The organism is Achromobacter sp. SIMBA_011 (assembly GCF_046535435.1).
Taxonomy (GTDB): Bacteria; Pseudomonadota; Gammaproteobacteria; order Burkholderiales; family Burkholderiaceae_B; genus Achromobacter; species Achromobacter dolens.
On sequence record NZ_JAWRWN010000005.1, the window covers coordinates 31,535 to 58,164 of the forward strand.

Here is a 26,630-nt window from a genome sequence, read left to right on the forward strand (position 1 = left end):
CGGCCATCGCGCGCGGGCATTGAACACGCCCACATTATGGCAACGAACCCCGCGCCGCCCCGCGTGTGGAGTCGTTTCAGACTGTGCGGGTTTTTTTCCCGATCTGTCCGGCGGGCCAGCAAGCGCAACAGACACGAACTATGATGAGGGCTGTGGGGCACCTCCGCCCCAATGCAACACCCCCAACACTGGAGATTTCCCCATGAGCATCAAAGTCGGCGATCGCGTGCCTGATGGCACCCTGACCGAATTCATCGAAACCGAAAGCGAAGGCTGCTCGCTCGGCCCCAACGCCTTCCAGGTCGCCGACCTGACCCGCGGCAAGACCATCGCCCTGTTCGCGCTGCCCGGCGCATTCACGCCGACCTGCTCGGCCAAGCACCTGCCCGGCTACGTCGAGCAGGCCGCCGCCCTGAAGGCCAAGGGCGTCGATGAGATCTGGTGCGTGTCCGTCAACGACGCCTTCGTCATGGGCGCCTGGGGCCGCGAACAGAAGACCGCCGGCAAGGTCCGCATGCTGGCCGACGGTTCCGCCCTCTGGACCAAGGCCCTGGGCCTGGAGCTGGACCTGATCCAGCGCGGCATGGGCGTGCGCTCGCAGCGCTATTCGGCCCTGATCGTCGACGGCGTGGTCAAGCAATTGAACGTCGAAGGCCCCGGCAAGTTCGAAGTCAGCGACGCCGCGACCCTGTTGTCGCAACTCTGATTTCCCGCGCAGTTCCCGTTTCATCGCTCAATGCGCGGGCCGCTCGCACGGCCCGCGCCGCTACTCCCCGGCAGGAGTAGCCAGACGCCATGCTCGCAACCCTCTCTTCTTTCTCGTCGCTCTATTTCGCGACCCTGCTGATGCTCATCGGCACCGGTCTGTTCAACACCTACATGGGGTTGAGGCTGACCGCGCAGTCCGTCAGCGAGATCTGGATCGGCGCCCTGATCGCCGGCTATTACCTGGGCCTGGTGTGCGGCGCGCGGCTGGGGCACAAGCTCATCATCCGCGTCGGCCACATCCGCGCCTTCGTTGCCTGTGCCGCCGTCGCCACCAGCATGATCCTGGCGCAGACGCTGGTCGACTCCATGCCGCTTTGGCTGGTGTTCCGCGTCATCTCGGGCATTGTCATGGTGACCGAATTCATGGTCATCGAAAGCTGGCTCAACGAACAGACCGAAAACCACCAGCGCGGGCGCGTGTTCTCCGTCTACATGGTGGTGTCCGGCCTGGGCACGGTGCTGGGGCAACTGGCCCTGACCGCCTACGCCACGCTCGACCTGCGGCCATTGACCCTGGTCGCCATGTGCCTGGTGCTGTGCCTGGTGCCCATCGCCGTCACGGCGCGCTCGCACCCGCCGACCCCGCTGCCGGCCGCGCTCGACATCCGTTTCTTCATGCGCCGCGTGCCGCTGTCCATGACCGTGCTGTTCGTGGCCGGCAACCTGTCCGGCGCCTTCTATGGCCTGGCGGCCGTGTACGGCGCCAAGCACGGCCTCACGACCTCGCAGGCCGCCGTGTTCGTGGCCGCCGCCGTCACCGCCGGGCTGCTGTCGCAATGGCCCATGGGCTGGCTGTCCGACCGCATCAACCGCGCCGGCCTGATCCGCTTCAATGCGTTGCTGCTGGTGGTGCTGCCGACCGTCATGTGGGGCTGGCTGACCTTGCCCTATTGGGCGCTGGTGGCCATGTCCTGCGTCTTCGGCATCCTGCAGTTCACCCTGTATCCGCTGGGCGCCGCCTTCGCCAACGACCACGTCGAATCCGAGCGCCGCGTCAGCCTGTCGGCGGTGCTGCTCATGACCTACGGCGTCGGCGCCTGCGTCGGCCCGATGATCGCCGGCCTGCTGATGTCGCTGGCCGGCCCCAGCATGTATTACGTCTTCATCTCGGCCTGCGCGCTCATCCTCGTGTGGCAGGTGCGCCCGACGCGCGTCACCGGCGCCCATCAGGTCGAGGAAGCGCCGGTGCATTTCGTGCCGATGCCGGACACGCTGCAGAGTTCGCCGGCCGCCGCGGTGCTGGACCCACGGGTCGATGTGGAGAACGACATCGGCATCGAGATGGTCCAACCCGAGCCTTCGGCCGCGCCTGCCTCGGCGCCGGTGGAAGGCGCCGGCGCGGTGGATCCCCCCATCGCGGCCATGACCGCCACGGCCGAGCCGGCGCGGGCCGAGCCCGATGCCGAGGATCAGGCGGCGCGGCAGCCCCGCACCGGCACCTGAGCGCCGGGGGCGCTCACCACGGGGTCATCAGCAGGATGGCCCCCAGCGCCAGCGCCAGGCCCACGCCGTTCAGGCGCGTCAGGGGTTCGCGGAACGCCAGTGCTCCGACCAGCGTGCCCAGCGTGATCACGCCCATGTTCATGGACGCGAACACCAGCGCGGGATGCTCGGGCAGCGCCTGGTGGGCGCGGATATAGGTGATGATGTTGCCGAAATTCACCACCCCCAGCGCCACGCCGGCCGCCAGATGGCGCGGGGCCCAGCGGGCGCGGCGCCAGAGCAGGTAGGCCAGCATCAGCGCGCTGGCCAGCGCGAACGCCAGCAGCAGGCCGCCGGCGAACCCGGTGCCGGCGCGCGCCACCTGTTTGAACAGGATGTCGACCACGCCATAGGCCACCCACACCGACAACGGCCACAACCACAGCGCGCGGCGTCCGGCCGTGTCCGTATCGCGCGCCGGCGTGGCCGCTTCGGGCTCGGGCACGGGGCGCCGCAACAGGCAGAACAGGGCGGCGAAGGCCAGCGCGATGGCGCCCAGCTTGCGGCCGCTGACCGGCTCGCCGAACAGCAGGAACGCCGCCAGCAGCGGGATGAACAGCGACAACCGCTGCGCGGCGTCGCTGCGCACCACGCCGGCATGGCGCACGGCCAGCGCCATCGCCATGAAGCCGCTGGGCAGCAGCACGCCCAGCGCCGCCAGCACCAGCCACGGCGTCTGTGGTGTCAGCAGCGCCGCGGGGTCCGGCCGCAGCACGGCCCAGCAGAGCAGGGCGGCCACGGCGTGGTTGGCCATGATGGCCTGGCGCACGTCCACCTGCCAGCGCCGCGCCAGCTTCAGCATCGCCGCCACGGCGACACTGCAGGTGACGCTGGCCAGCAGGTAGGACAGGCCCGGAGTCAGCGTCACGCCGACAGGTCCTGGTGCGTGTGCTGGCCGGCATCGATGCGCATGCCCAGGCGTTGCAGCAGGCGCTGGTCGGCCTCCATGCGCGGATTGCCCGTGGTCAGCAGCACGTCGCCGTAGAACATCGAGTTGGCGCCGGCCATGAAGCACAGCGCCTGCATGGCCTCATCCATGGCCTCGCGCCCGGCCGAGAGGCGCACCACGGCGCGCGGCATGGTGATGCGCGCCACGGCGATGGTGCGCACGAACTCGAACGGATCGAGCGGCTCGGCGTCGGCCAGCGGCGTGCCTTCCACCCGCATCAGGTTGTTGATCGGCACCGACTCGGGATAGGGCTCCATGTTGGCCAGTTGCGCGATCAGGCCGGCGCGCTCCTGGCGCGATTCGCCCATGCCGACGATGCCGCCGCAGCAGACGTTGATGCCGGCGCCACGCACGCGGTCCAGCGTATCGAGGCGGTCCTGGTAAGTGCGGGTGGTGACGATCTTGCCGTAGAACTCGGGCGAGGTGTCGAGGTTGTGGTTGTAGTAGTCCAGGCCGGCGGCCTTGAGTTGTTCGGCCTGGCCTTCGCGCAGCATGCCCAGTGTGACGCAGGTCTCCAGCCCCAGCGCCTTGACCGCGCTGACCATCTCGGCCACGGCCTCCAGGTGGTGCGGCTTGGGGCTGCGCCAGGCGGCGCCCATGCAAAAGCGCTGCGCCCCGCCTGCCTGCGCGGCGCGGGCCGCGGCCAGCACCTCGTCCAGCGGCATCAGCTTTTCCGCTTCCAGGCCGGTGTCGTAGCGCGACGACTGCGAGCAATAGCCGCAGTCCTCGGGACAGCCGCCGGTCTTGATCGACAGCAGGCTCGAGAGCTGGATGCCGTTGGGGTCGAAATGGGCGCGGTGCGTCTGCTGGGCGCGGAATACCAGGTCCATGAACGGCAGGGCATAGAGCGCCATCACTGCGGCGCTGCTCCAGGCGGGCGCGGGCTGCGCCTTGGGCGGCTTGGGAACGGGAATGTAGGCGGTCTGCATCAACGGGCTCCAGAAGGCTTGCGGGGCTCTCGCCGGCCCCGTGGAGGGCGGCCAGATCGGCGGATCGTAAGAACCTGCGCAGGGATTGCGCAATCTGGGGCGCAATGCGGATTTTGGCGGGGAGTTGCCTGGTGTTTTGCTGGAAATCGCGCTTTTTGGAGGCGGATGGAATCGAACGCGGCGGCATCTCCGCGCAGCGCGATACCCCGATTATTTTGATTCAATTTGTAAATCCGGGCGGGCGATGTCAGCCCGCGCCGGACTTGCCGCGGGGGCGGGGTTTTTCATGGCCGGTGATACCGCGGTCGCGGGCCCAGACGATGGCCGCGCTGCGCCGATGCACGCCGATCTTGCTGTAGATGGTGGCCACGTGATTGCGCACCGTGTTGCGCGACAGGCGCAACTGGCGGGCGATATCGTCGTCGTCATGGCCTTGGCACAGCAGGCCCAGCACCTCGCGCTCACGCGCGGTCAGTTGCGCCAGCTCGGCCACGTCGCGCGCCGCCGGCGCCGGGGCGCGCAATTGCGCCAGCTTCTCGATGATGCCGCGGCTGAACCATGAGGTGTCCTGCATCACCGCCTCGATCGCGGTCAGCAGCTCGGTTTCGCTGCGTTTGCGTTCGGAGATGTCCTGCATCACCAGCAGCACGCGGCGCTCGCCGCCGATCATGACCGGCTCGGCCGACGCCAGGCAAGCCAGCACGGCGCCGTCCGGCGTGGCCAGCGCGGCTTCGCGGTTGCGGATGCTCTCGCCGCGCGCCAGGCTGTCGGCCATGCCGTCGAACGGGCGCAGGCCGAGCGTGGTCAGTTCCTGGCCCGCGCCGTCCTGCGCCGACACGCCCGCGGCCTGCGCGAACGCGTCATTGATATCCAGCGCGCGCAGCGATTCGCCGTCGCACAGCGCCATCGGCACGGGCGCCAGCCGGAACGCCTTGGAGAAACGTTCCTCGCTCTGCTGCAGGGCTTCCTCGGCGCGCTTGCGCTTTTCCAGATCGATGAAGGTGAACAGCATGCACGGCTCGTCCTGCATGTCGATCGGCTGGCCGGCGACGATGACGAACCTGGCGCCGCCGTCGCCCAGCCGCAGCACGCCCTCGCGCTGGGTGATGGTCAGGCCCGCGTTCAGCTTGGCCACCGCGTCCTCCTTGTCCTCGCCGCCATCGAGCACGTCGAGTTCGTAGGCCGATTTGCCCAGCACCGCTTCGCGCGTCAGGCCCGTCATGTCCAGGAAGCCCTGGTTCACTTTCACGTAGCGCAGGTCGGACAGCCGGCAGATGAGCGCCGGCGCGGGATTGGCGGCAAAGGTGCGTTCGAAGCGCTGTTCGGCATTGAAGGCTTCGGTCTGGTCGTCCAGGATCAGCACGCGATAGTCCGTGCCGTCGTCTTCCAGCAGCAGGCCGCGCGCCCGGATGTTGCGCAGGAAGTCGGGATCGTCCTTGCGCGTCAGGTCCAGCAGCAAATCGTCGAATGCCGTGCCCGCGGCCAGTCGATCCAGCGGATATTGCCGGGCGGGAACGCGATGGTGATTGCGGTAGGTCAGCGCATAACGCTTGCGGTAGCCCGCGGGTGTGTTGCCCAACGCCTCTAGTGTGTCGATCCCATGCAGCGCCAGTGCGCTGGCGTTGGCCCAGGCGATGACGCCATCGGCCTCGAGCAGGATGATGCCTTCGTTCAGGCCTGCGATGATGCGTTGCAGGTGTTGGCGATGCGGGTGTGGAGCGGCGTTGCTGGCGGTCACGTGGGCCTCTTGGCTTGGCTGGCACAAGCGCACAGGATGCGTTGCGCGGCGCGGCCTGTCCAGAGGATAAACGGACGAGAAGGGGAACGGGCGTCTCGGCGCGGGTCGCCGCGAAAAGCAAAAAAGCTCCGGAATCCGGAGCTTTTGGCGGGCGCTTTCTGGCGCAGTGCAGGAAGACTCCTGCGGAACAACTGGATCTTGCGGCTTGCTGGGATGCACGCAAGTGCTTGGCGGAGCGGACGGGGCTCGAACCCGCGACCCCCGGCGTGACAGGCCGGTATTCTAACCAACTGAACTACCGCTCCGCAGCGGTCTACAACAACACTTGGCAGCGCACCATCTTGTCAGGACGGTTTCGCAGATCCGGTAGGCGAGCCAGCGAACTGGCGTCCCCTAGGGGATTCGAACCCCTGTACTCACCGTGAAAGGGTGATGTCCTAGGCCTCTAGACGAAGGGGACCGGAAACTGCAACTGCTCGAACTACTGTACTACTTACTGCTTTACTGGTGGAGGTAAGCGGGATCGAACCGCTGACCTCTTGCATGCCATGCAAGCGCTCTCCCAGCTGAGCTATACCCCCCAGGTTCCCTGTCGTTCCAAGCTGCAAACAACAAGGCTTACACCCTATAAATGCAAAAAGCTCCAGGGACGGAGCTCTTGAAAGGCACTGCGTAGAGCGCTTTTGGCGGAGCGGACGGGGCTCGAACCCGCGACCCCCGGCGTGACAGGCCGGTATTCTAACCAACTGAACTACCGCTCCGCAGCGGCATACTCAACTACTGTGTCACTTCAACTGCACTTTGGTACTACAAAACTCTGTACTGCTGCCAGTGAACTGGCGTCCCCTAGGGGATTCGAACCCCTGTACTCACCGTGAAAGGGTGATGTCCTAGGCCTCTAGACGAAGGGGACTTGGACTTGCTGTCGACTTGCTGTCTTTACTGCGCGTTTTACCGCGAGTTTTCCTGCTCTACTACTCTTCGCTTTGGACTGGTGGAGGTAAGCGGGATCGAACCGCTGACCTCTTGCATGCCATGCAAGCGCTCTCCCAGCTGAGCTATACCCCCGTTCTTCTAATCAACTCCTGCCACGTTTTACGTTTTTTCCGATCGCTTTCGCGGTCGTTTTTCGTATCTCGTTGCCGGTTTTGTTTAGTGCCGTTGGCGAAGAAACGAGATTATGCACGAACTAATTTCGGCGTGCAAGTCGGTTGGGTGCAAAAAACGAAAAAGTTGCATTGAAGTCGCGTTCAGGGGGACGCATGCGTGGCATGCGGGGGCATACGTTGGCATGCGGCGAGGGGCGTCAGCCGCTTCCGCGACGCCGGGCCCCGGGCGCACAATCCCGGAAAATCAACGGCTTGGACGAGTGCTATCGTGACTGCTGCGGGAACCCGGGTGGAATCCGCCATGATGTTTTGCCGGCAGGAGATTTTTTCGCATGAGCACCACGACTTCTTTTCCCACGCGTCCGCTGGGACGCAGCGACATGTCGATCACGCGCATTGGCGTGGGCGCCTGGGCGATGGGCGGCAACGCCTGGGCCATCGGCTGGGGGCCGCAGGATGACGCCGACTCGATCGCCGCCATCCGCCTCGCGGTCGATCGCGGCATCAACTGGATCGATACCGCCGCCGTCTATGGACTGGGCCATGCCGAGGAGGTGGTGGGCCGTGCGCTGGCGCAGATGAGCCCCGGCGAGCGGCCCTACGTCTTCACCAAGTGCGGCCTGACCTGGTCCCCCGAGCAGCCGCAGGCGACCCCGCGGCGCACCGGCGCGCCGGCCAGCATCCGCCGCGAAATCGAGGGGTCGCTGCGCCGGCTGCGCGTCGAGCGCATCGACCTGTACCAGATGCACTGGCCGGCCGGCGACGGCACGCCGCTGGAGGTCTATTGGCAGGAATTGCTGGACCTCAGGCGGGAGGGCAAGGTGCGCGCCGTCGGCCTGTCCAACCATAACCTGGCGCAGTTGCAGGACGCCGAGGCGCTGGGGCACGTGGAGTCGCTGCAGCCGCCGTTCTCGGCGATCCAGCGCGGCGCCGGCGCCGACCTGATTCCGTGGTGCGCGCAGAACGGCACCGGCGTCATTGTCTACAGCCCCATGCAGTCGGGCCTGTTGAGCGGCGGCTTTTCGGCCGAGCGGGCGCGGACCCTGCGCGCGGACGACTGGCGTTCGCGCAATGCCGAATTCCAGCCGCCCAACCTGGCGCGCAACCTGGCGCTGGCCGAAGCGCTCAAGCCCATCGCCGAGCGCCACGGCACGACCCAGGCCGCGGTCGCCATCGCCTGGACGCTGGCATGGCCGGGGGTCACCGGCGCCATCGTCGGCATGCGCAACGCGGCCCAGGTCGACGGCGTGCTGGGCGCGGCGGAACTGGAACTGGATAGCGATGATCTGGCGCGCATCGTGGATGCGATCGAGCTGACGGGCGCGGGAATGGGGCCGCTGCGGCCGGCCGACGACAGCGGCGCGCTGCCTGTCGACTTGTTGCGCTAGGGACGCGCCGGGAAAGGGGCGCCGGCAGAGGCCCGGGGTGGGGAGCCGGGCCAGGCCGAGGCCGACCCGTTCCGGGTTCAGGGACGGCGCGCGCGGCTGACGCCGAAGGCGGCAATCAGCGCCAGGCCGATCAGCGCCAGCGCCGACTTGTCGCCGAAGCGGGCATAAGGCGTCAGGCCGGCCATGCCCTGCACCGAGACCGGCAGCACGCCCGGCTGCAGCGGCGCCAGTTGGGCGGCAACGTTGCCCTTGGCGTCGATGGCCGCCGTGATGCCGGTGTTGGTGGCGGTCAGCATCGGCCGCGCGGTCTCGATTGTGCGCAGGCGCCCGATCTGCAGATGCTGGCGCAACGCCCAGGTATCGCCGAACCAGCCCAGGTTGCTGACGTTCACCAGAATGGTGGCGCCCGGTTCGCCATCGGGACCAGGCTGCAGCGCGGGCAGCAGGTCGGGACCGAACAGGTCTTCATAGCAGATGTTGAAGGCGATGTGCTGGCCGCCCACGGCGAATGGCGTCTGGCGCTCGCCGCCACGGTCGAAATCGCCCAGCGGGATGTTCAGCATGTCGACGAACCAGTGGAAGCCCGGCGGCACGTATTCACCCCAGGGCACCAGGTGGCGCTTGTCGTAGCGCATCGCGGTGCTGCCGCCCGTCAGTTGTTCCAGCGGCGTCCGGCCATCGAAGCCCATGACGCTGTTGGTGTAGCGGTCGCGGCCATTGCGTACGTCGTGGATCGGCACCCCCATGGCGATCACGGCATTCTGCCGCGCCGCCACCTGGCGCCAGACGTCCCAGACGCGCGGATCGAGCTGGTCCTGGAAGATCGGCAGCACCGTTTCCGGCAGGATCACCATCTGCGGCGGCGGCACCCCCGGCGCCGGCGGCATCGCCGCCAGTTCCAGGTGGCGGCGCAGGCTCTGGTCGAGCAGCGCCGGATCGAATTTCTGCGACTGCTCGATGTTGCCCTGGACCAGACGCACGTTCAGTGGTTCGCCGCTGGGCGCGGACCAGTCGATGCGGGACAGCGGCCAGCCGGCGGCGGCCAATGCCAGCGCCACCCCGGCGGCCAGCGCGTGGCGGCCGTCGCGCGGCTGCTTCTGCAGGCCCGCGGGACGCCACAGGCTGGCGAGGGCGGCGGCGGCGAAGGCCGACAGCAGGGCCATGCCGTGCACGCCCAGCAGCGGGGCCCAGCCAGCGATGGGGCTGTCGACCTGTGCGTAGCCGATGTTGAGCCACGGAAAGCCGGTCAGCAGCACCGCGCGGACCCATTCGAAGCCGGCCCACAGCGCGCCCCAGGCCAGCGTGCCGGACAGCACCCGTCCCGGCGTCGAGTCGGCCGCCAGCGGGACATAGCGCCGCGCCAGCGCGCCGGCGGTGGCCGGGAACAGCGCCAGGAAGGCCGCCAGCGCCAGCACCGCGGCCACCGCCAGCGGCGCGGCCAGGTCGCCGTAGCGGTGCAGGCTGATGAAGATCCAGTACAGCCCCAGCGCGTAAGTGGCGAAGCTGAACAGCCAGCCGCGCAGCCAGGCCTGGCGCGCCGAGGGCGCGTACAGCGTGACGCGGGCGGCCACCGCCAGCGCCAGGACCTGGGTGACGGCCAGCGCCCAGCCTGGCAGCGGGCCGGGGGCGAAGGTGAGGGCGTGGACGGCGCCGGCCAGCGTCAGGCCGGCCGCGCCCAACAGGAACGGACCGCGGGGGGCGCGACTCATGCGTCGGAGTCGGGCTGGACGCCGCGGGAGGGCGCCACGCGCTTGACGCGCAGCCAGATGGCGCGACGCGCGTCGCCGCGCGCCACTTCGAGCTTCAATCCGTCGAACTCGGCGACGTCGCCGCGGCGCGGGATGCGTCCCAACTGCCCGCCCATCCAGCCGCCGACGCTGTCGTACTCGTCGTCGGGCAACAGGCAGCCGAACACGTCGTTGAAGTGCGAGATGTCGGTGGCAGCCAGCACGCGCCACTGGTTCTCGCCCTCGGGGAAGATCGAGTCTTCCTCGGTTTCGTCGAATTCGTCCTCGATGTCGCCGACGATCTGCTCCAGCACGTCTTCCATCGTCACCAGGCCGGAGATGCCGCCGTGCTCGTCGATGACGATGGCCTGGTGGTTGCGGCTGGCGCGGAACTCGTGCAGCAGCACGTTCAGGCGCTTGGATTCGGGGATGAACACGGCCGGGCGAACCAGCGTGCGCACCTCGATGCCGGGTTCCAGCATGCAGCGCAGCAGGTCCTTGGCGAGCAGGATGCCGATGATGTTGTCGCGGTCGCCTTCGTACACCGGGAACCGCGAGTGAGCGGTTTCGATCACGTTGGCCACCAGGTAGGGAATGGGCTGCGTGACGTCGAGCAGGTCCATGCGCGAGCGCGGCACCATGATGTCGCCGACGGTGCCTTCGGACACGGCCAGCGCGCCCTTGATCATCTTGTAGGACTCCGCGTCCAGCAGGTCGCGGTCATGCGCGGCTTCCAGGATGGCCTTGATGCCTTCGCGGTCCTCGGGCTCGCGGCGCACGAGGGAAAGCAGGCGGTCTAGAAGGGATTTGGTGGCGGGTTTGGATGAGCGAGCGGGCGTCGCTTCGGGAGCAGGGTAGGGGTCAGACATCGTCCGGGAGGACAAGTTAGGGAGGGGTCAGCATAACCGAATCTGGCGCGCAATTTGTAACGCGGCCCGCGAAAATGGGGCCAACCGACGCGATCTGCGCCTTGCAGGCCGCCATTTCGCGTCGATTGCTCAGGGTTGACCCGAGGGGCGGAATCAGCGCTCCTGGTAGGGGTCGGCGATGCCCATGCGGGCCAGCGTGGCGGTTTCCAGCGCTTCCATGCGGCGGGCGTCGCGCGCCTTGATGTGGTCGTAGCCGAGCGAATGCAGCACGCCGTGCAGCGTCAGGTGGGCGGCATGGTCCAGCAGCGCCTTGCGCTGTTCGCGCGCCTCGCGCACCAGCACCGGCACGCACATCACGATGTCGCCGCGCGCCACGCCCAGCGGATCCACGCCGTATTCGAACGTCAGCACGTTGGTGGCGTAGTCGCGCTGGCGGAAATCGCGGTTCAGGCGGCGCCCCTCGGCCGCGCCCACCAGGCGCATGCTGAGCTCGGCGGCGCTGAAGTCCACCAGGCCATCCTCGGCCGCGGCGGCCAGCGCCCGCTCGGCCCAGCGGCGCAGGCGCCAGCGCGGCAGGCGGGGCTCGTCGACCCCGTACTGGACGGAAAGGGACAGGTCAGGCGTCATTTTCCGCCGCTCGGTCGTAGGCATCGACGATGCGCGCCACCAGGGGATGGCGCACCACGTCGCGGCTGGTGAAGCGGGTGGTGGCGATGCCCTGCACGTCGTGCAGCACCTTGACGGCGTGCGCCAGGCCGCTTTCCTGGCCGCGCGGCAGGTCCACCTGCGACGGGTCGCCGGTGATGACGGCCTTGCTGCCGAAGCCGATGCGCGTCAGGAACATCTTCATCTGTTCGGGCGTGGTGTTCTGCGCCTCGTCCAGGATGACGAAGGCGTGGTTCAGCGTGCGGCCGCGCATGTAGGCCAGCGGCGCGATCTCGATGGTCTGTTTCTCGAACAGGCGCTGCACTTTCTCGAAGCCCATCAGGTCGTACAGGGCGTCGTACAGCGGGCGCAGGTAGGGGTCGACCTTCTGCGCCAGATCGCCGGGCAGGAAGCCCAGCCGTTCGCCGGCTTCGACCGCCGGGCGCGTCAGCACCAGGCGCTGCACCGTGTCGCGCTCCATCGCGTCGATGGCGCAGGCCACCGCCAGCCAGGTCTTGCCGGTGCCGGCCGGACCCACGCCGAAGGTGATGTCGTGCTTGAGGATGTTGTTCAGGTAGTCGCGCTGGCGCGGCGTGCGCGGACGCAGGTCGCTGCGCTTGGTGCGCAGGGCGATGGCGTCGCTGTCGTCGTCCAGCGCCGGCAGCGGGTCGGCCTCGCGGGCCGGCGCGTCCTGCAGTTTCTCTTCCTGGCGGCCGACGCCGATCTCGACCAGCCCGAGCTGGATGTCGTCGACCGACAGCGCGCGATGCACGGCCTGCTCATGGAAACGGCGCAGCACGCGGCCGGCCAGTTCGGCCTTGTCGCCTTCGATGGTGACGCGGCTGCCGCGGCGCGAGAGCTTCACGCCCATGCCGTCGGCGAGCTGGCGCAGGTTCTCGTCCAGCGGGCCGCACAGGTTGGCCAGGTGGGTGTTGTCGCCGTCCAGGATGACGACGGCGGGCAGGCTGCGGCGGGCGCGGGGGCGGGAAGTGGTCATTCGGCCTCTTGGGAGTCGCGGTCGACGTCGGCCACCCGGGCGCGCAGCGAATTGGTGTGCGCCTCGGTGATGATGACGTCGACCATCTGTCCGATGAGCCGCGCGGGCGCGGCGAAGTTGACAATGCGGTTGTTCTCGGTGCGGCCCATCAGCTCGTTCGGGTCGCGCCGCGACGGGCCTTCCACCAGCAGGCGCTGGCGGGTGCCGATCATGTTGCGGGCGATGGCGGCGGCCTGCTCGTTGATCAGCGCCTGCAGGCGCTGCAGGCGGCGCAGCTTGACGTCCTGCGGCGTGTCGTCGTGCAGGTCGGCGGCCGGCGTGCCGGGGCGGCGCGAGTAGACGAACGAGAACGAGGTGTCGAAACCGACGTCCTCGATCAGCTTCATGGTCTTTTCGAAGTCTTCCTCGGTCTCGCCGGGGAAGCCGACGATGAAGTCCGACGACAGCGTCAGGTCGGGACGCGCGGCGCGCAGGCGGCGCACGACCGACTTGAATTCCAGCGTGGTGTAGCCGCGCTTCATGGCCGCCAGCACGCGGTCGCTGCCGGCCTGCACCGGCAGGTGCAGGAACGACACCAGCTTGGGCAGGCGGGCGTAGGCGTCCACCATGCGCTGGGTCATTTCCTTGGGGTGCGAGGTGGTGTAGCGGATGCGCTCGATGCCGGGAATCTCGTGCACGTATTCCAGCAGCATGGCGAAATCGGCGATCTCGTCGCTGTCGCTCATGCGGCCGCGGTAGGCGTTGACGTTCTGGCCCAGCAGGGTGACTTCCTTGACGCCCTGGTCGGCCAGGTCGGCCACTTCGACCAGCACGTCGTCGAACGGCCGCGAGACTTCCTCGCCGCGCGTGTAGGGCACGACACAGAAGCTGCAGTACTTGCTACAGCCTTCCATGATCGAGACGAAGGCGGTGGCGCCGTCGACGCGCGGCGGCGGCATGTTGTCGAACTTCTCGATCTCGGGGAAGCTGATGTCGACCTGCGAGCGGCCTTCGGCGCGGCGGCGCTGGATCAGGTCGGGCAGGCGGTGCAGGGTCTGCGGGCCGAACACCACGTCCACATAGGGCGCGCGCTTGACGATGGCCTCGCCTTCCTGGCTGGCGACACAGCCGCCCACGCCGATCACCAGGTTCGGGTTGGTCTTTTTCAGGTGCTGCACGCGGCCCAGGTCGGAAAAGACCTTTTCCTGGGCCTTTTCGCGCACCGAACAGGTGTTGAACAGGATGACGTCGGCTTCTTCCGGATTGTCGGTCAGTTCCAGCCCCTGGTCGCCGCGCAGCACGTCGGCCATCTTGTCCGAGTCGTACTCGTTCATCTGGCAGCCGAAGGTGCGGATGTAAAGCTTGCGGGGAGCGCCGGTGGCGGGGGCGGGCGGGACGGCGGCGGCGCCGTCTTGCGCGTGAGGCACGCGCTTGAGGGAAGTTTCTTGCATGTCGGTCGCCGTGACGGGTGTAGATCCCGGGGGCAGTGGAGAGGGGAAAAGCGGAATTTTACCCCTTGCTGCAAATTTCCTTCATGCAGACGAAATGCAGGGTTACGATAGCTGGCCCTCGCAGATTCCCTTTCCGAGAACAATTATCTTTACGCGACCGGTCCGATGACGACGAATCCCTCCCTTCCGCCGGCCGCCACGCTCGCGCCCGGCGCCGCAGCCGCCGCGACGGACGAGTTCCGCAATCCGCTGTCGACCTCCGCCTGGCTGCTGGCCGGTCTCGGGGTGGCGCTGGTGGCCGCGGTCTGCGCCCTGTGGGTCGACCTGCCGCTGGCGATCTGGATCCGGCAATCGGTCAGCGACGGGGTCAATACCTCGTTCGAGTGGATCGGCGAAATGGGCGAAAGCGGCCGCTACATCGGCGTGGCGCTGGCGTTCTACATCGTCGGCCTGGTCGGCCTGGCGCGCGGCTGGCGCAATCCGGTGCGCATGAGCTACGCCAGCATGGCGCGCGGCAGCCTGCTGATGCTGTCGACCATGGCGGTCGGCGGGCTGGTGGTGCTGGTGCTCAAGCGCTTGGTGGCGCGCGCCCGTCCCGAGCTGTTCTTCGAGAAGGGCATCTACGGACTGGGCGAGTCGTTCTCGCGCGCCAATCAGTTCAATTCCTTTCCTTCCAGCCACACCTACGCCGCCTTCGCGGTGGCGGTGACGCTCGGCATCCTGGCGCCGCGCTGGCGCTGGGCCTTCCTGTCGCTGGCCGCGCTGGTCGCCGCCAGCCGCCTGGTCAACCTGGATCACTACCTGTCCGACGTGCTGACCGCCGCCGCGATCGCCATCGCCGTGGGTCACCTGCTGGCGCCGCGGGTGCTCTGTAGCAAGTACCAATGGCCGCTGCGCGCGCCGTGGCGCTGGTGGAAGAAGGGCTGAGCGCGCCGCGAGGCGCCGCAGACGGACTTCAATGAAAATGGCCGCCATGCAGGCGGCCATTTTCATTGGCGGCAAGGTTCAGGCGAACGCCACCACCACGCGGCGGTTGGTGCGGCTTTTCTTTTCGATCTTGGTGACCATGACCGGGCCGATCTCGCCGGTGTTGGCCACGTGCGTGCCGCCACAGGGCTGGCGGTCCACGCCGGGGATCTCGATGATGCGGATGCGCGTCGCGCCGCCGGGCGGGGCGGCGCCGACCGTGCGCACCAGATCGGGCTGCGCCGCAAGTTCCTCGGGCGTGATGGTGTTGACGGTGACGTCGGTGCGGGCCTGGATCAGCGTGTTCAGGCGCTCGGTCAGGTCGGCCTTGTCGAGCGTCGACTCGGGCAGGTCGAAGTCGATGCGGGCCGAGTCGGGCGAAATGCTGCAGCCGGTGACGGGCGCCGGCACCAGCGAACCGAGCAGGTGCAGACAGGTGTGCAGGCGCATCAGCCGGTGGCGGCGCGGCCAGTCGATGCGCACGGTGACGCGGTCGCCGACCTGCGGCGCCGCGGCGCCCTCGGCCAGCACGTGCAGGATGCGGCGGCGGTCGTCGGCGTAGACGGTGTCGGCCACCGGCAGCGCGCGGCCATCGGCCAGCGTCAGCGTGCCGCTGTCGCCGGCCTGCCCGCCGCTGCGGGCGTAGCAGAGGGTCTGGTCCAGTTCGACGCCGTCGGCGCCGACGGCGATGACGGTGGCCTCGCACTGCTGCTCGTAGGGCGCGTCGTCGAAGCGCTTGAGGGTGACGCTCATGGGGATGTCTCCGTTGTCTTTCCGTGTGGTGTGGGTCAGGCCAGGATCCGGATGCCCCGGTCGGTCTCGATGGCGGCCTGCAGGCGTGGCAGGCCGTCGGCCTGTTCGATGGCGATGAGCGCGTCCGCGCCCAGCCAGGCCAGCCCCTGGCGCAGCAGCGCCGCGCGCGGGTGGGTGCCGGCCAGCGCCACGAGGGTCAGCGGCTGGCGCGGCAGGCTGACGCCGGGATAGGCGTCCACATCCCACTGGATCAGGGTCGGCAGCAGGCCGTCGCCGGCCGTTGCGCCCGCTTCGCGCCAGGCCGGCAGGCTGCCGTCGTCGGGCACCGTAAGGCGCCAGCGCAGGTCGCCGCGGGTCATGGGGATGGCGGGTGCGATGCGATCGGGGTGCCGCGCCTGCCATGCGCTCAGGTCAGCGGGCGCCTCGACTCGCGCCGCCCAGTGCGCCAGGAACGGCCCTTCGGCCAGGCGCGCCCGCATGGCCGGCTGGTCCAGGCCGAACCAGCGCGGCCGCTGCGGCGCGGGCGCGTCCGGGTCGATGGCGATTACTTCGAGGTACACGCCGCCCGTCATGCCCAGCACGCGGTTGTGGGTGCCCATGCGGGGATGCGCGCCGCCGCCCGTGGGCGCGATGCCCAGCAGGTCGGCCACGTGGCGCGTGCCGCTGTCCAGGTCGGCGGCGGCGACGACGAGATGATCGAGAGCGAGTTTCATGAGGCCTATGGTAGCGAATAAGGGGGCGGCCGTACCCGTACAGCGCGTGGGCAGGGCGTCTATACAGTGGCCTTGCCAAGCATAAAAAAACCCGCCACGCGGCGGGTTTTCCAAAAAGGGGGAAACGGCTCAGGCGACTTCGCCTTCCTCGCCTTCCTTCTTGACCGGCTTGACCAGGTCTTCGCGCTTGACGCCCATCCACATGGCCAGCGCGGCGGCGACGAACACCGACGAGTAGATGCCGAACCAGATGCCGATGGTCAGGGCCATGGCGAAGTAGTGCAGGGTGGGGCCGCCGAAGAACAGCATCGCCAGCACCATCATCTGGGTCGAACCGTGGGTGATGATGGTGCGCGAGATGGTCTGCGTGATGGCGCTGTTGATGACTTCCTGCACGTCCGCCTTGCGGTACTTGCGGAAGTTCTCGCGGATCCGGTCCATGATGACCACGGATTCGTTCACCGAGTAGCCCAGCACCGCCAGCACGCCCGCCAGCACCGACAGCGAGAACTCCCATTGGAAGAAGGCGAAGAAGCCCAGGATGATGACCACGTCGTGCAGGTTGGCGATCACGCCGGCCACCGCGAACTTCCATTCGAAGCGGAAGCCCAGGTAGACCATGATGCCGATGACCACCACTAGCAGGGCCATCAGGCCGTTGTGCAGCAGTTCCTGGCCGACCTGCGGACCGACGAACTCGACGCGGCGCAGCTCCACGCCCTGGTCGGCGGCCTTGAGCGCGGCCATGACGGTTTCGCTCTGGGTGGCCGACGTCTGGCCTTCCTGCAGGGGCAGGCGGATCATGACGTCGTGCGAGGTGCCGAAGTTCTGCACCTGGAAGTCGGTGTAGCCCAGCTTCGAGACCACGCCGCGCACGTTTTCAAGCTGCGCCGTCTGGGCGTAGTTGACTTCCATGACCGTGCCGCCGGTGAATTCGATCGACAGGTGGAAGCCGCGCGTAATGATGAAGAAGACCGCCGCCACGAAGGTGACGAGGCTGATGATGTTCAGCACCAGCGCGTGGCGCATGAACGGGATGGTGCGGTGAATCCGGAAAAATTCCATGTTTTGCCCTGGCTATTCGGCGGCGGGCGGCGTGGCCGCCCGCGCGCATGTTCAGTTGGTCTTCGGCTTCCAGACTTCGCCGATGGAGATCGACGTGAGCTTCTTCTTGCGGCCGTACCAGAGGTTGGCCAGCGCGCGCACGCCCACGACGGACGAGAACATCGAGGTCAGGATGCCCAGGCAATGGACCACCGCGAAGCCGCGGATCGGGCCGGAACCGAAGGCCAGCAGGGCCAGGCCGACAATCAGCGTGGTGAGGTTGGAGTCAAGGATCGTGCCCCAGGCGCGCTCGAAGCCATGGTGGATGGCCTGCTGTGGCGTTGCCCCGTTGCGCAATTCTTCCCGTATCCGCTCGTTGATCAGCACGTTCGAGTCGATCGCCATGCCCAGTGTCAGCGCGATGGCGGCGATGCCCGGCAGCGTCAGCGTGGCCTGCAGCATCGACAGCAGGGCCAGCAGCAGCAGCACGTTCAGGGTCAGGCCGACGGTCGAGAACACGCCGAACAGGTGGTAGTAGATGATGATGAAGACGGCGATCGCCAGGAAGCCGTACAGCGTCGAATGGAAGCCCTTCGAGATGTTGTCGGCGCCCAGGCTCGGGCCGATGGTGCGTTCCTCGATGATCGACATCGGCGCGGCCAGCGCGCCGGCGCGCAGCAGCAGGGCGGTGTCGGCGGCTTCCTCGGAGCTCATGCTGCCCGAGATCTGCACCTGGCCGCCGGCGATTTCGGTACGGATGACGGGGGCCGTGACCACTTCGCCCTTGCCGTTCTCGAACAGCAGGATGGCCATGCGCTTGCCGATGTTGTCGCGGGTGACGTCGCGGAAAATGCGCGCGCCCTTGGAGTCCAGCGTCAGGTGCACGGCGGCCTGCTGGGTCTGCGAATCGCGGCCGGGCTGGGCGTCCTGCAGGTTCTCACCGGTCAGGACCACCTGGCGGCGCACCAGGATCGGGCGGCCGTCGCGGTCGGAGTAGCGCTCCAGGCCGAACGGCACCGAACCGCCCAGCAGCGCGGCCTGCGCGGCGGGCGAGTCGTCGACCATGCGGATTTCGAGCGTGGCGGTGCGGCCCAGCAGTTCCTTGGCCTTGGCCACGTCCTGCACGCCGGGCAGCTGCACCACGATGCGGTCCGAACCCTGCTGCTGGATGACCGGTTCGGCCACGCCCAGTTCGTTGATCCGGTTGTGCAGCGTGTTGATGTTCTGTTTGAGGGCCGAGTCCTGCACGCGGGTGACGGCGGCCGGGTTCAGCGCGCCCAGCAGCAGCAGCTTGCCGTTCTCTTCGCTTTCGGTGAATTCCAGGTCGGGCAGGCGGCTGCGCAGCGTCGAGATGGCGCGGTCGCGGTCCTGCGCGTTGGCGAAGCTTGCGGCCACGCTCATGCCGGAGCGCTCGACGCCGGCCACGTTGACCTTCTGGTCGCGCAGCACCGAGCGCACGTCGGCGGCCAGCGAGTCGTAGCGGGCGGTCAGCGCGCCCTGCATGTCCACTTGCAGCAGGAAGTGCACGCCGCCGCGCAGGTCCAGGCCCAGGTACATGGGCTTGGGGGCGAACCAGCCCATGGCGCGCATCCAGCTCGGCGAGGCCGGCAGCAGGTTCAGCGCCACGGTGTAGTGCGGGTCGCCCTGGACGGTGTTGAGGGATTTGTCGATCAGATCGCGCGCCTGCAGTTGCAGGTCGGTCGACGTGAAGCGGGCGCGCACGGTGCCGAGCGTGCCGTTCTGTTCGTAGTAGACCCCGTCGTTGGGGATCTTGGCGTCGGCCAGTACCTGCTCGACCCGGTCACGCATGGCCGGATCCACCTTGATGGTGGCCTTGGCGCTGGAAACCTGGACGGCGGGCGACTCGCCGTAGAAATTGGGAAGCGTATACAGCAGGCCGATAAGGACCGCAATCAGGACCGTAATGTACTTCCAGAGGGGATAGCGGTTCATTGCCGGCTACGTCATGTAAGAGTGGAGAAAAGGCCGCCCGGGCGGCTGGCGCGGCGGGCGGCGGGGCGGCTGCCGTCGGGCCCGGGGCCCGGCGGCGGAGCTCCTATGGGACGCTTACAGGGCCTTGATGGTTCCCTTGGGCAGAACGGTCGACACCGACGACTTCTGCATGATGATCTCGACCGGCTTGTCGGCCAGTTCCGAGACTTCGACGGTGACGTAGCTGTCGTTCACCTTGGTGACCTTGCCCAGCATGCCGCCGGCGGTCACGACTTCGTCGCCCTTGGCCAGGGCGGCGATGAGGTTGCGGTGTTCCTTCTGGCGCTTCATCTGGGGACGGATCATCAGGAAATAGAGGATCACGAACATCAGGATGATGGGCAGCATGCCCATCAGCGCATTGCCTTCGGGAGCGGCCTGGGCCACGACGAGGCTGGCGGTATCGATAGCGGACATGTAATTCTCCTGCGTTTGGTCTGTTTGGGTTTGTTTGTATCGTGCTGTCGACGATCTTGTTCTGCGCCCATCCCCGCGCGAGCCATGGATAGGGCAAGCCGACTATTGTAGCGAGGTTTAAGGGCCCCCACGCCGCGCGCACTTCGTGCGCTAGCTGCCCCCCGAGGGGGCTGCCCCGCCTTGGGGCGGCCCGGCGGCGGGGCGGCCGTTCTGGCGTAGAGTTCGTCCTGTGCGCAGTGATGAGGGCGGAAACGCGAAACAAAAGTCCTTGTTCGGGTTCTCCCTGTATGGTGGATGCAAAATGCGCGGTTGCTGGCGGGAAAGTATCTCAATTGAGATACATTGGCTCGACACTATTGCAGGAATCGCCATGCCCCAGACCTCGATGCTCCACGTCCGCGTGGACGACAAGCTCAAAGCCGACGCTACCGAAAAGCTGGCCGAATTCGGCCTGACGATTTCCGACGCCGTGCGCATCCTGCTCACGCGGGTGGTCAAGGAGGGCGGCCTGCCCGCCGGGTTGACCACCGATGCCCCGGCGCACGACGCGTGGTTCCGCGCCAAAGTCCAGGAAGCCCTGGCCGACACCGGGCCGGCCGTTCCGCACCGGCAGGTCATGGACGAGGCCCAGGCGCTGATCGACAGGAAGCGCCGTGCCCGCAGTTGAGTGGTCGTCTGTCGCCAGGGCCGATCTGTTGGCCATAGTCGACTACATCTCGGATGACAATCCAGACGCTGCCCAGCGTCTGAAAGACGATATTGAAACGAAGGCGGCGCAACTGCCAGCCTGTCCCGCGCTGTCGTGCCCGTGCACGCTGGATATCTTGATCGCTAGGAGTTGTGCGTCAGAGAAGGCTATCGCAAAAATAGCTCATATATTTATCTAAGTCCGCCCTGTCACAATCGAACGAATCCCATTTTGGGTTGATCCACTCGTCCGCAGAATTCCCTTCGACCACGATAGACGGCGATGGCAATCCCATTAAGTCGCCTGGGCCTTCGGGTTCCACTACCTCGGCGAAATAGCGGGGAGTGGAGGCGTCTCCCGATGGTTCCATCGCCTTTGTCGGAAAATCAGGGCCATCCACCAGCCCGAAATCCCCGGGAAATATTGGCCATTCGTCTCCGAGCCACGGCGCGATGCTAGCAGCCGAAGCGGGGGGCATCTTTTCCGTAAACTCGGGCGGCGGTAGAGCGCCAGCAGGCCAGGGGGGAATCGTAACTGGCGCGGATGCTCCAACTTGCACGAACACTGAACCATCGTCGAGGGTTGTAGTTATCGTGTCGCTTCCGGCAATAACCGCGCCGTCATGCAGAGAAGTGATGCTGTGGATCGCTGAATAGGCATCCTTGTAGTAAGTCACGGACACGCCCTGCCGGTTGGTTCCGGCGATGGTCAAAGTAAACAGCACATACGACACGCACTCGTCATTCCCCTCACGATCAAGGCCCATCACGTTCCCGTGATAACTTGAACCACTCATGGTCGTTCCGAACTGATCTGTGTAGATAAGCCCGTCGATACCGCCAAATCCCATTTCGATGGATGCCATCAGGTCGCCGAATACACTCTTCACGAATTGGTAGCCGAGGGCGGGAAGATCGAAATTCCAGATTTTCTCGGCAAAGGCGAAGGCCATCAGTTTGCTATAGGTCTGCTCAACTTCCGGCAGGCTTCGCTGATCCAGTTGAGAGAGCCTCGCCATCAGGGCTGCGTCGGCCTTGAGCTTTTGCATGGCTTCGTCCGGCTGACCTTTGGCATCAAAATAGGCCAGATCGTGGTCCTTGCACATCGCATCCAGGGGACTTTCCTGCGTGGTTCCATCGACTCCCGGGCGTTTGAACACCGCTCCTCGAACAAGCTCGTCCCGACTCAGTTCTCCACCGCGCTGCCCCGCGGACCAATCGGGCCCGCACCAATTGCCATATATGGGAACAAGACTGGCCAGTTCATCCCAATGGGGGTTGAGGAGCCTGATATCGCCGTATTCGGAAGCCATCTTCGTTCACGCTAATCGTCAAGCACTACGGTTTCACTTCGTTATTGCCCAGTCTGGATGAGACTGTCACAGGGATGATCTCTGCATCTGCCCACGAAGGCAGTTGGATCGCAGACCATGTGGTAGTAGCGATATCCAGCATGGCCATTCCTCCAAGCCTGTTGCCCCGAGTGGAGGGCTGATCCATGTAGATCGTCGCGATATAGCCGCCGCCGGGCGCACATAGCAATTCGCGAGGCTCAAATATCGACCCCGAATCCGCAGGCATTAACTGCCACCCTTGCCGCTCGCCTTGCGAGGACAGGCGGATCACACTCAAGCCATGGCGATGCGTTTGTCCCTGGAGGCAAAGATGGCCAGCCCGGTCCTGCGACGGCAGTTCAGCATGCGAGATTCCATCAAAGGCACATGGGACTGGCACCTTGTCGTCTCCACGTCTCATTCGATAAATCTCGCTACCCCCATAGCGATCGTGGTAATCGGCGAAGAGCCCAGACGGGCCGTAGGATTGGAGGAGAATTTCGTCGTCCGAAACGTACTGCGCCTGCCCCCCTTCGACAAACTTGAACAAACCCGAGAAAGGCCGTTCCGTGCCGCTTGAAAGGTCAAATTCCCAGAGATCGAACTCTAGGAGCCGCACACGCCGACCGGGTGGCACCAAGCGCGCACTGCGCCAGAATGCGATTTTCGTCTCGTCCAGAGACATGAAAGGGGATAACTTGTTTCCTTGCGCCGCCGGAATGATCGTCAGCACACCGCCTTCGCTGGGCATCAGCGCAATTTCAGATTCATTCAGCGAACGGCGCTCCTCGTCTTCGGAGTCACCCGGAATCTTCCGACGTGACATTACGATGTAGCGCCCTTGAGGCGAATAGTGTGCGTACGTGTAGCGAAAGCCTTCAGGTAATCCGTAACGATACAAGCGGCCTGTCGTCAACTGATAGCGCATTACGTCACAACGCTGATGAATCCGCTCAACGCACTCGACGAACAACCAGTCGCTGCCATTCGGATGAATGCTCAGCGAACGGATTTCACGGCCGCCATTGGGGGGCGAGAAGAGGGTCTGCGTGGTGGGTGTTGCTACCTCGGCCGTGGACTTCGCTTTCACATCGCGATTCGGGGGCGGTGGTGTGAGAAGAGACCACCACAATGGCAAGACGCAAGCCGCCGTCAACATCGCGGCGAAAACCCACCCTCGATTTCGTTTGGTCATTGCGTCCGCATGCTTCAGAAGCCCGCAGGACTAGCGGGACAATGCCCAATACCGTATATCGATGGTCAAGGTGACAAAAGCGCCAATGCGGCTAAAGCGGACGAACCCCCATCAAGTCGCCGTCATCGATGCCTGCCCGCTACCTATGTGACGCGGTACTGCTTGCGCACGGCAACGCTGCTTTGAGACGAAACGCATACCCGCCCCGCCCCCGCGCTACTCCACCCCGCGCGCCCGGTCGGCCGCGAACTGCGCGCGCCAGGCCTCGAAGCGGCCCTCGGCGATGGCCTCGCGCATTTCCTTCATGATGGTCAGGTAGAAATGCAGGTTGTGCAGCGTGTTCAGGCGCGCGCCGGTGATCTCGTTGGCGCGCTGCAGGTGATGCAGGTAGGCGCGCGAGAAGTTGGCGCAGGTGTGGCAGGCGCAGCTCGGGTCCAGCGGGCGGGTGTCGTCTCGGTACTTGGCGTTGCGGATCTTGACGTCGCCGAAGCGGGTGAACAGCCAGCCGTTGCGGGCGTTGCGGGTCGGCATGACGCAGTCGAACATGTCGACGCCGCGGCTCACGCCCTCGACCAGGTCTTCCGGCGTGCCCACGCCCATCAGGTAGCGCGGCGCCTGGGCCGGCAGCTTGGGCGTCACGTGCGCCAGGATGCGCATCATGTCTTCCTTGGGCTCGCCCACCGACAGCCCGCCGATGGCGTAGCCGTGGAAACCGATGTCCTGCAGGCCGGCCAGGGACTCGTCGCGCAGCGATTCGTACATGCCGCCCTGCACGATGCCGAACAGCGCGTTGGGGTTCTGCAGCCGGTCGAATTCCTCGCGCGAGCGGCGCGCCCAGCGCAGCGACATGCGCATCGAGCGGGCCGCTTCCTCGACGGTCGCGGGGCGGCCGTCGATCTCGTAGGGCGTGCACTCGTCGAACACCATGACGATGTCCGAGTTCAGCGAGCGCTGGATGCGCATCGATTCCTCGGGCGTCAGGAACAGGCGGGCGCCGTCGATGGGCGAAGCGAACTTCACGCCTTCCTCGGTGATCTTGCGCATGCCCTGCAGGCTGAACACCTGGAAACCGCCCGAGTCGGTCAGGATCGGCTTGTCCCACTGCATGAAGCCGTGCAGGCCGCCATGCTTTTCCATGATCTCCGTGCCCGGGCGCAGCCACAGGTGGAAGGTGTTGCCCAGCACGATCTGCGAACCGATCTCCTTGAGCTCGTGCGGCATCATGGCCTTGACGCTGCCGTAGGTGCCCACGGGCATGAAGATGGGCGTTTCCACCACGCCGTGGTTGAGCGTGATGCGGCCGCGGCGGGCGCCGCCGTCGGTGGCGAGCAGTTCGAAATTCAGTCCGGTCATGGGGCGGGGGATTCGATGAACATGGCGTCGCCGTAGCTGAAAAAGCGGTAGCGCTGGGCGACGGCGTGGGCGTAGGCGCGGCGGATCGGCTCGACGCCGGCCAGCGCCGAGACCAGCATCAGCAGGGTCGACTGGGGCAGGTGGAAGTTGGTGACCAGCGCGTCGATGACACGGTACTGGTAGCCGGGGGTGATGAACAGGCGCGTGTCGCCTTGGGCGGCGGCCAGCGGCAGGCCGGGGGCGGTGCGGCCCTCCGTCTGGGCGGCGGCCGATTCCAGGGCGCGCACGCTGGTGGTGCCGACCGCGATCACGCGGCCGCCGCGGGCGCGCGTTGCGGCGATGGCGTCCACCGTGGCCTGCGGCACGGTGAACCATTCGGCGTGCATGACGTGGTCGGCCAGGTTGTCCACGCGCACCGGCTGGAAGGTGCCGGCGCCCACGTGCAGCGTGACGAAGGCGCGTTCCACGCCCAGCGCCGCCAGGCGGTCCAGGGTGGGCTGGTCGAAGTGCAGGCCGGCGGTCGGCGCTGCCACGGCACCCGGCTCGCGGGCGTAGACGGTCTGGTAGCGGTCGTCGTCGCCGGCGTCGGCGGCGTGCGTGATGTAGGGCGGCAGCGGCGTCGCGCCGTGCGCGTCCAGCAACTCCAGCACCGGCCCGGGGAAGCGGATGTCGAACAGCTCGCCCTCGCGGCCCAGCACCGTGGCGTCGAAGGCGTCGGCCAGCCGCAGCACCATGCCGGCGCCGGGCGACTTGCTGGCGCGCACGTGCGCCAGGGCGCGGTCGGTGTCGGTGATGCGCTCGACCAGCACCTCGACCTTGCCGCCGGTGATCTTGTGGCCGGCCAGGCGCGCCTTGATGACGCGGGTGTCGTTGAACACCAGCAGGTCGCCGGGGCGCAGCAGTTTTTCCAGGTCGGCGAACTGGCGGTCATGCAGTTGGCTGGCGCCATCCAGGTGCAGCAGGCGGCTGCCCGTGCGCTGGGCGGCGGGCGTCTGCGCGATGAGCTCGGGAGGCAGCTCGTAGTCGAAATCGGAAACGGTAAGGGCTTGCACGCGGGTATCGGTATCAGGGGCGGGCGCGGCCTGGGCCGGCCGCCGGGCCGCCGGATGGGGCGGCGGCAAAAAAGCGAGCCGGACCTGTCGGCTCGGCTCTGGGCAACTGTCTATTGTAAAGGGGCTGGCGAAAAGGGCGGGGCGGCCGGCGATGGTGGCGTCCGCGCCAGCGAGGACGGCAGGACGGGGACGAGCGATTTCCAGGGGAAGGTGCGCCCCCGGGGGCCGGCGCGGCGCCTTAGCGCCCGCCGCGCCAGCCGAGCCGGCGCGAGCAATCGGCCGCGGCCGCCATCAGGGCCCGCAGCGGCGCGCCGTCCGGCGCCAGGTCGAAGCCGCCGTGCAGTCCCAGCCCGGTGATGGCGCCGGCCAACTGGCCCTGGGCGTCCAGCACCGGCAGCGCGGCCGAGTCGATGCCGTGCAGCAGGTGGCCGCTGACGCTGGCGTAGCCGCGCTGGCGCGTGGCCTGCCAGCGCGCCCGCAGCGCGGCGGCGGGGTCGGCCGGGTCGAGCGGCAGGCCGGCGGCGGCGGGATCGTCCAGCAACGCCGCGGCGTCGCCGCCCTGGCGCCGCGCCGTGTCCCATTCGGCCAGCGCGCGCGGCAGCGCCAGCGCCTCCGGCAGCCAGGCCGCGAAGACCCGCCCGGTGGCGCTGTTGAGCAGCGGCAGCACCGAACCCACGCGCACGTTGACCGTGACCGGCAGCCGCGCGTCGCGCCACTGCACGATGGTGGGTCCGTGCTGGCCCCAGACCGAGATGAAGACGGTCTGGCCGATGGCCGCGCTCAGGTCTTCCAGGCAGCCGGCCGCCAGCTTGACGAAATCCACTTCCGCCAGCGCCGCCAGTCCGGTGTGCAGGGCCTGCGGTCCGAGCCGGTAGCGGGCGCTGGCCGGATCCTGTTCGACGTAGCCGCGCCGTTCCAGCGACACCAGGTAGCGGTGCGCCTTGGCGCGCGGCATGTCCAGGCTGCGGCCCAGTTCCGACACCGACACGGCGCCGCCCAGTTCGGCCAGCCGGGTCAGGACGTCCAGGGCGATTTCGGCGGACTGGATCCCGGTGCTGCTATCTGTTGACATCAGTTTGTCTCTTATTAGAAT

At 67.1% G+C, this 26,630-nt stretch carries 24 protein-coding genes and 6 tRNA genes; 6 read left to right on the forward strand and 24 right to left on the reverse strand.

Features of this window, described 5'->3' with window-relative positions; all coding sequences use genetic code 11:
* The first annotated feature begins 202 nt into the window (after positions 1–202).
* Together SB816_RS18350 and SB816_RS18355 are read left to right on the forward strand one after the other, a co-directional pair.
* Positions 203–706 (forward strand): peroxiredoxin, encoded by a 504-nt coding sequence (locus tag SB816_RS18350; protein ID WP_049075637.1) that lies wholly within the window; start codon positions 203–205, stop codon positions 704–706.
* An 89-nt stretch (positions 707–795) separates the two neighbouring features.
* Positions 796–2,211, forward strand: a complete 1,416-nt coding sequence (locus SB816_RS18355; protein WP_064522671.1) for an MFS transporter — start codon at positions 796–798, stop codon at positions 2,209–2,211.
* A 13-nt stretch (positions 2,212–2,224) separates the two neighbouring features.
* Here the strand turns inward: SB816_RS18355 and SB816_RS18360 are convergent, their stop codons facing one another.
* The 9 genes from SB816_RS18360 to SB816_RS18400 form a co-directional block, all read right to left on the reverse strand.
* Entirely contained in the window at positions 2,225–3,112 is an 888-nt protein-coding gene (locus tag SB816_RS18360; protein ID WP_372414779.1) for an EamA/RhaT family transporter, read from the reverse strand.
* Between the two features lie 2 nt (positions 3,113–3,114).
* Positions 3,115–4,128, reverse strand: a complete 1,014-nt coding sequence (bioB, locus tag SB816_RS18365; RefSeq protein ID WP_054500971.1) for a biotin synthase BioB — start codon at positions 4,126–4,128, stop codon at positions 3,115–3,117.
* A 247-nt stretch (positions 4,129–4,375) separates the two neighbouring features.
* Positions 4,376–5,866 (reverse strand): PAS domain S-box protein, encoded by a 1,491-nt coding sequence (locus SB816_RS18370; protein WP_410547360.1) that lies wholly within the window; start codon positions 5,864–5,866, stop codon positions 4,376–4,378.
* A 228-nt stretch (positions 5,867–6,094) separates the two neighbouring features.
* Positions 6,095–6,171: transfer RNA gene (locus tag SB816_RS18375), tRNA-Asp, on the reverse strand.
* Between the two features lie 79 nt (positions 6,172–6,250).
* Positions 6,251–6,326, reverse strand: a tRNA-Glu gene (locus tag SB816_RS18380).
* A gap of 45 nt (positions 6,327–6,371) precedes the next feature.
* A tRNA-Ala gene (locus tag SB816_RS18385) sits at positions 6,372–6,447 on the reverse strand.
* 103 nt (positions 6,448–6,550) lie between these two features.
* Positions 6,551–6,627, reverse strand: a tRNA-Asp gene (locus tag SB816_RS18390).
* A gap of 76 nt (positions 6,628–6,703) precedes the next feature.
* Positions 6,704–6,779 (reverse strand) — tRNA-Glu (locus tag SB816_RS18395).
* A gap of 79 nt (positions 6,780–6,858) precedes the next feature.
* Positions 6,859–6,934: transfer RNA gene (locus SB816_RS18400), tRNA-Ala, on the reverse strand.
* Between the two features lie 373 nt (positions 6,935–7,307).
* Here SB816_RS18400 and SB816_RS18405 point away from each other — a divergent pair.
* Positions 7,308–8,363 carry an aldo/keto reductase gene (locus SB816_RS18405; RefSeq protein ID WP_336234939.1) on the forward strand — a complete coding sequence of 352 codons (1,056 nt, stop codon included), beginning with the start codon at positions 7,308–7,310 and terminating at the stop codon, positions 8,361–8,363.
* A 77-nt stretch (positions 8,364–8,440) separates the two neighbouring features.
* Here SB816_RS18405 and lnt read toward each other — a convergent pair whose 3' ends face one another.
* From lnt to miaB, 5 genes are all read right to left on the reverse strand, one after another.
* Positions 8,441–10,072 (reverse strand): apolipoprotein N-acyltransferase, encoded by a 1,632-nt coding sequence (gene lnt, locus SB816_RS18410; protein WP_054500973.1) that lies wholly within the window; start codon positions 10,070–10,072, stop codon positions 8,441–8,443.
* On the reverse strand, positions 10,069–10,959 hold the full coding sequence (locus SB816_RS18415; protein ID WP_064522666.1) for an HlyC/CorC family transporter: 891 nt from the start codon (positions 10,957–10,959) through the stop codon (positions 10,069–10,071). The genes lnt and SB816_RS18415 overlap by 4 nt, the downstream gene beginning before the upstream one ends.
* A gap of 153 nt (positions 10,960–11,112) precedes the next feature.
* Positions 11,113–11,586: an rRNA maturation RNase YbeY gene (ybeY, locus tag SB816_RS18420; RefSeq protein WP_410547361.1), complete on the reverse strand. Its 474-nt coding sequence runs from the start codon at positions 11,584–11,586 to the stop codon at positions 11,113–11,115.
* The gene (locus tag SB816_RS18425; RefSeq protein WP_054500976.1) at positions 11,576–12,601 is read right to left on the reverse strand and encodes a PhoH family protein; all 1,026 of its coding nucleotides are present in this window, start codon (positions 12,599–12,601) and stop codon (positions 11,576–11,578) included. Before SB816_RS18425 ends, ybeY begins: the two co-directional genes overlap by 11 nt.
* Entirely contained in the window at positions 12,598–14,031 is a 1,434-nt protein-coding gene (gene miaB, locus SB816_RS18430) for a tRNA (N6-isopentenyl adenosine(37)-C2)-methylthiotransferase MiaB (protein ID WP_054500977.1), read from the reverse strand. The genes SB816_RS18425 and miaB overlap by 4 nt, the downstream gene beginning before the upstream one ends.
* A gap of 165 nt (positions 14,032–14,196) precedes the next feature.
* Here miaB and SB816_RS18435 point away from each other — a divergent pair, with 165 nt between their 5' ends.
* On the forward strand, positions 14,197–14,958 hold the full coding sequence (locus SB816_RS18435) for a phosphatase PAP2 family protein (RefSeq protein ID WP_175147124.1): 762 nt from the start codon (positions 14,197–14,199) through the stop codon (positions 14,956–14,958).
* A 78-nt stretch (positions 14,959–15,036) separates the two neighbouring features.
* Here SB816_RS18435 and SB816_RS18440 read toward each other — a convergent pair whose 3' ends face one another.
* The 5 genes from SB816_RS18440 to yajC all read right to left on the reverse strand — a co-directional run bounded on the left by SB816_RS18440 (position 15,037) and on the right by yajC (position 19,916).
* Entirely contained in the window at positions 15,037–15,750 is a 714-nt protein-coding gene (locus SB816_RS18440; protein WP_410547362.1) for an alanyl-tRNA editing protein, read from the reverse strand.
* Between the two features lie 35 nt (positions 15,751–15,785).
* Entirely contained in the window at positions 15,786–16,463 is a 678-nt protein-coding gene (locus SB816_RS18445; RefSeq protein ID WP_144655351.1) for a VOC family protein, read from the reverse strand.
* 129 nt (positions 16,464–16,592) lie between these two features.
* Complete coding sequence (gene secF / locus SB816_RS18450; protein ID WP_054500982.1) at positions 16,593–17,528, reverse strand: protein translocase subunit SecF; 936 nt, start codon at positions 17,526–17,528, stop codon at positions 16,593–16,595.
* 51 nt (positions 17,529–17,579) lie between these two features.
* Entirely contained in the window at positions 17,580–19,460 is a 1,881-nt protein-coding gene (secD, locus tag SB816_RS18455) for a protein translocase subunit SecD (protein WP_054500983.1), read from the reverse strand.
* A 114-nt stretch (positions 19,461–19,574) separates the two neighbouring features.
* Positions 19,575–19,916, reverse strand: a complete 342-nt coding sequence (yajC, locus tag SB816_RS18460) for a preprotein translocase subunit YajC (protein ID WP_006390891.1) — start codon at positions 19,914–19,916, stop codon at positions 19,575–19,577.
* Positions 19,917–20,286: 370 nt separating this feature from the next.
* Between yajC and SB816_RS18465 the strand changes: the two genes are divergently transcribed.
* Complete coding sequence (locus tag SB816_RS18465; protein ID WP_064522932.1) at positions 20,287–20,583, forward strand: type II toxin-antitoxin system RelB/DinJ family antitoxin; 297 nt, start codon at positions 20,287–20,289, stop codon at positions 20,581–20,583.
* Positions 20,570–20,803, forward strand: a complete 234-nt coding sequence (locus tag SB816_RS18470) for a type II toxin-antitoxin system RelE/ParE family toxin (protein ID WP_231132849.1) — start codon at positions 20,570–20,572, stop codon at positions 20,801–20,803. The genes SB816_RS18465 and SB816_RS18470 overlap by 14 nt, the downstream gene beginning before the upstream one ends.
* Here the strand turns inward: SB816_RS18470 and SB816_RS18475 are convergent.
* From SB816_RS18475 to SB816_RS18495, 5 genes are all read right to left on the reverse strand, one after another.
* Entirely contained in the window at positions 20,762–21,916 is a 1,155-nt protein-coding gene (locus SB816_RS18475; RefSeq protein WP_269874483.1) for a hypothetical protein, read from the reverse strand. The two genes, SB816_RS18470 and SB816_RS18475, sit on opposite strands and share 42 nt — an antisense overlap.
* A 25-nt stretch (positions 21,917–21,941) precedes the next feature.
* Complete coding sequence (locus SB816_RS18480) at positions 21,942–23,027, reverse strand: hypothetical protein (RefSeq protein ID WP_144655349.1); 1,086 nt, start codon at positions 23,025–23,027, stop codon at positions 21,942–21,944.
* A 321-nt stretch (positions 23,028–23,348) separates the two neighbouring features.
* A complete protein-coding gene (gene tgt / locus SB816_RS18485; protein WP_054417124.1) occupies positions 23,349–24,485 on the reverse strand; it encodes a tRNA guanosine(34) transglycosylase Tgt in 1,137 nt (378 codons plus the stop codon).
* The gene (gene queA / locus SB816_RS18490; RefSeq protein WP_006386645.1) at positions 24,482–25,537 is read right to left on the reverse strand and encodes a tRNA preQ1(34) S-adenosylmethionine ribosyltransferase-isomerase QueA; all 1,056 of its coding nucleotides are present in this window, start codon (positions 25,535–25,537) and stop codon (positions 24,482–24,484) included. The genes tgt and queA overlap by 4 nt, the downstream gene beginning before the upstream one ends.
* A 238-nt stretch (positions 25,538–25,775) precedes the next feature.
* Positions 25,776–26,609 carry an IclR family transcriptional regulator gene (locus SB816_RS18495; RefSeq protein ID WP_064528201.1) on the reverse strand — a complete coding sequence of 278 codons (834 nt, stop codon included), beginning with the start codon at positions 26,607–26,609 and terminating at the stop codon, positions 25,776–25,778.
* Positions 26,610–26,630: the final 21 nt, after the last annotated feature.

Bases quoted from the DNA above. Each gene is read 5' to 3' on its own strand.
- SB816_RS18475 (WP_269874483.1), bottom strand. From the start codon at position 21,916: ATGGCTTCCGAATACGGCGATATCAGGCTCCTCAACCCCCATTGGGAT.
- SB816_RS18355 (WP_064522671.1), top strand. From the start codon at position 796: ATGCTCGCAACCCTCTCTTCTTTCTCGTCGCTCTATTTCGCGACCCTG.
- SB816_RS18415 (WP_064522666.1), bottom strand. From the start codon at position 10,959: ATGTCTGACCCCTACCCTGCTCCCGAAGCGACGCCCGCTCGCTCATCC.
- secD (WP_054500983.1), bottom strand. From the start codon at position 19,460: ATGAACCGCTATCCCCTCTGGAAGTACATTACGGTCCTGATTGCGGTC.
- bioB (WP_054500971.1), bottom strand. From the start codon at position 4,128: ATGCAGACCGCCTACATTCCCGTTCCCAAGCCGCCCAAGGCGCAGCCC.
- secF (WP_054500982.1), bottom strand. From the start codon at position 17,528: ATGGAATTTTTCCGGATTCACCGCACCATCCCGTTCATGCGCCACGCG.
- SB816_RS18350 (WP_049075637.1), top strand. From the start codon at position 203: ATGAGCATCAAAGTCGGCGATCGCGTGCCTGATGGCACCCTGACCGAA.
- tgt (WP_054417124.1), bottom strand. From the start codon at position 24,485: ATGACCGGACTGAATTTCGAACTGCTCGCCACCGACGGCGGCGCCCGC.
- yajC (WP_006390891.1), bottom strand. From the start codon at position 19,916: ATGTCCGCTATCGATACCGCCAGCCTCGTCGTGGCCCAGGCCGCTCCC.
- ybeY (WP_410547361.1), bottom strand. From the start codon at position 11,586: ATGACGCCTGACCTGTCCCTTTCCGTCCAGTACGGGGTCGACGAGCCC.
- SB816_RS18435 (WP_175147124.1), top strand. From the start codon at position 14,197: ATGACGACGAATCCCTCCCTTCCGCCGGCCGCCACGCTCGCGCCCGGC.
- SB816_RS18495 (WP_064528201.1), bottom strand. From the start codon at position 26,609: ATGTCAACAGATAGCAGCACCGGGATCCAGTCCGCCGAAATCGCCCTG.
- SB816_RS18445 (WP_144655351.1), bottom strand. From the start codon at position 16,463: ATGAAACTCGCTCTCGATCATCTCGTCGTCGCCGCCGCCGACCTGGAC.
- lnt (WP_054500973.1), bottom strand. From the start codon at position 10,072: ATGAGTCGCGCCCCCCGCGGTCCGTTCCTGTTGGGCGCGGCCGGCCTG.
- SB816_RS18405 (WP_336234939.1), top strand. From the start codon at position 7,308: ATGAGCACCACGACTTCTTTTCCCACGCGTCCGCTGGGACGCAGCGAC.
- SB816_RS18465 (WP_064522932.1), top strand. From the start codon at position 20,287: ATGCCCCAGACCTCGATGCTCCACGTCCGCGTGGACGACAAGCTCAAA.
- miaB (WP_054500977.1), bottom strand. From the start codon at position 14,031: ATGCAAGAAACTTCCCTCAAGCGCGTGCCTCACGCGCAAGACGGCGCC.
- SB816_RS18425 (WP_054500976.1), bottom strand. From the start codon at position 12,601: ATGACCACTTCCCGCCCCCGCGCCCGCCGCAGCCTGCCCGCCGTCGTC.
- SB816_RS18440 (WP_410547362.1), bottom strand. From the start codon at position 15,750: ATGAGCGTCACCCTCAAGCGCTTCGACGACGCGCCCTACGAGCAGCAG.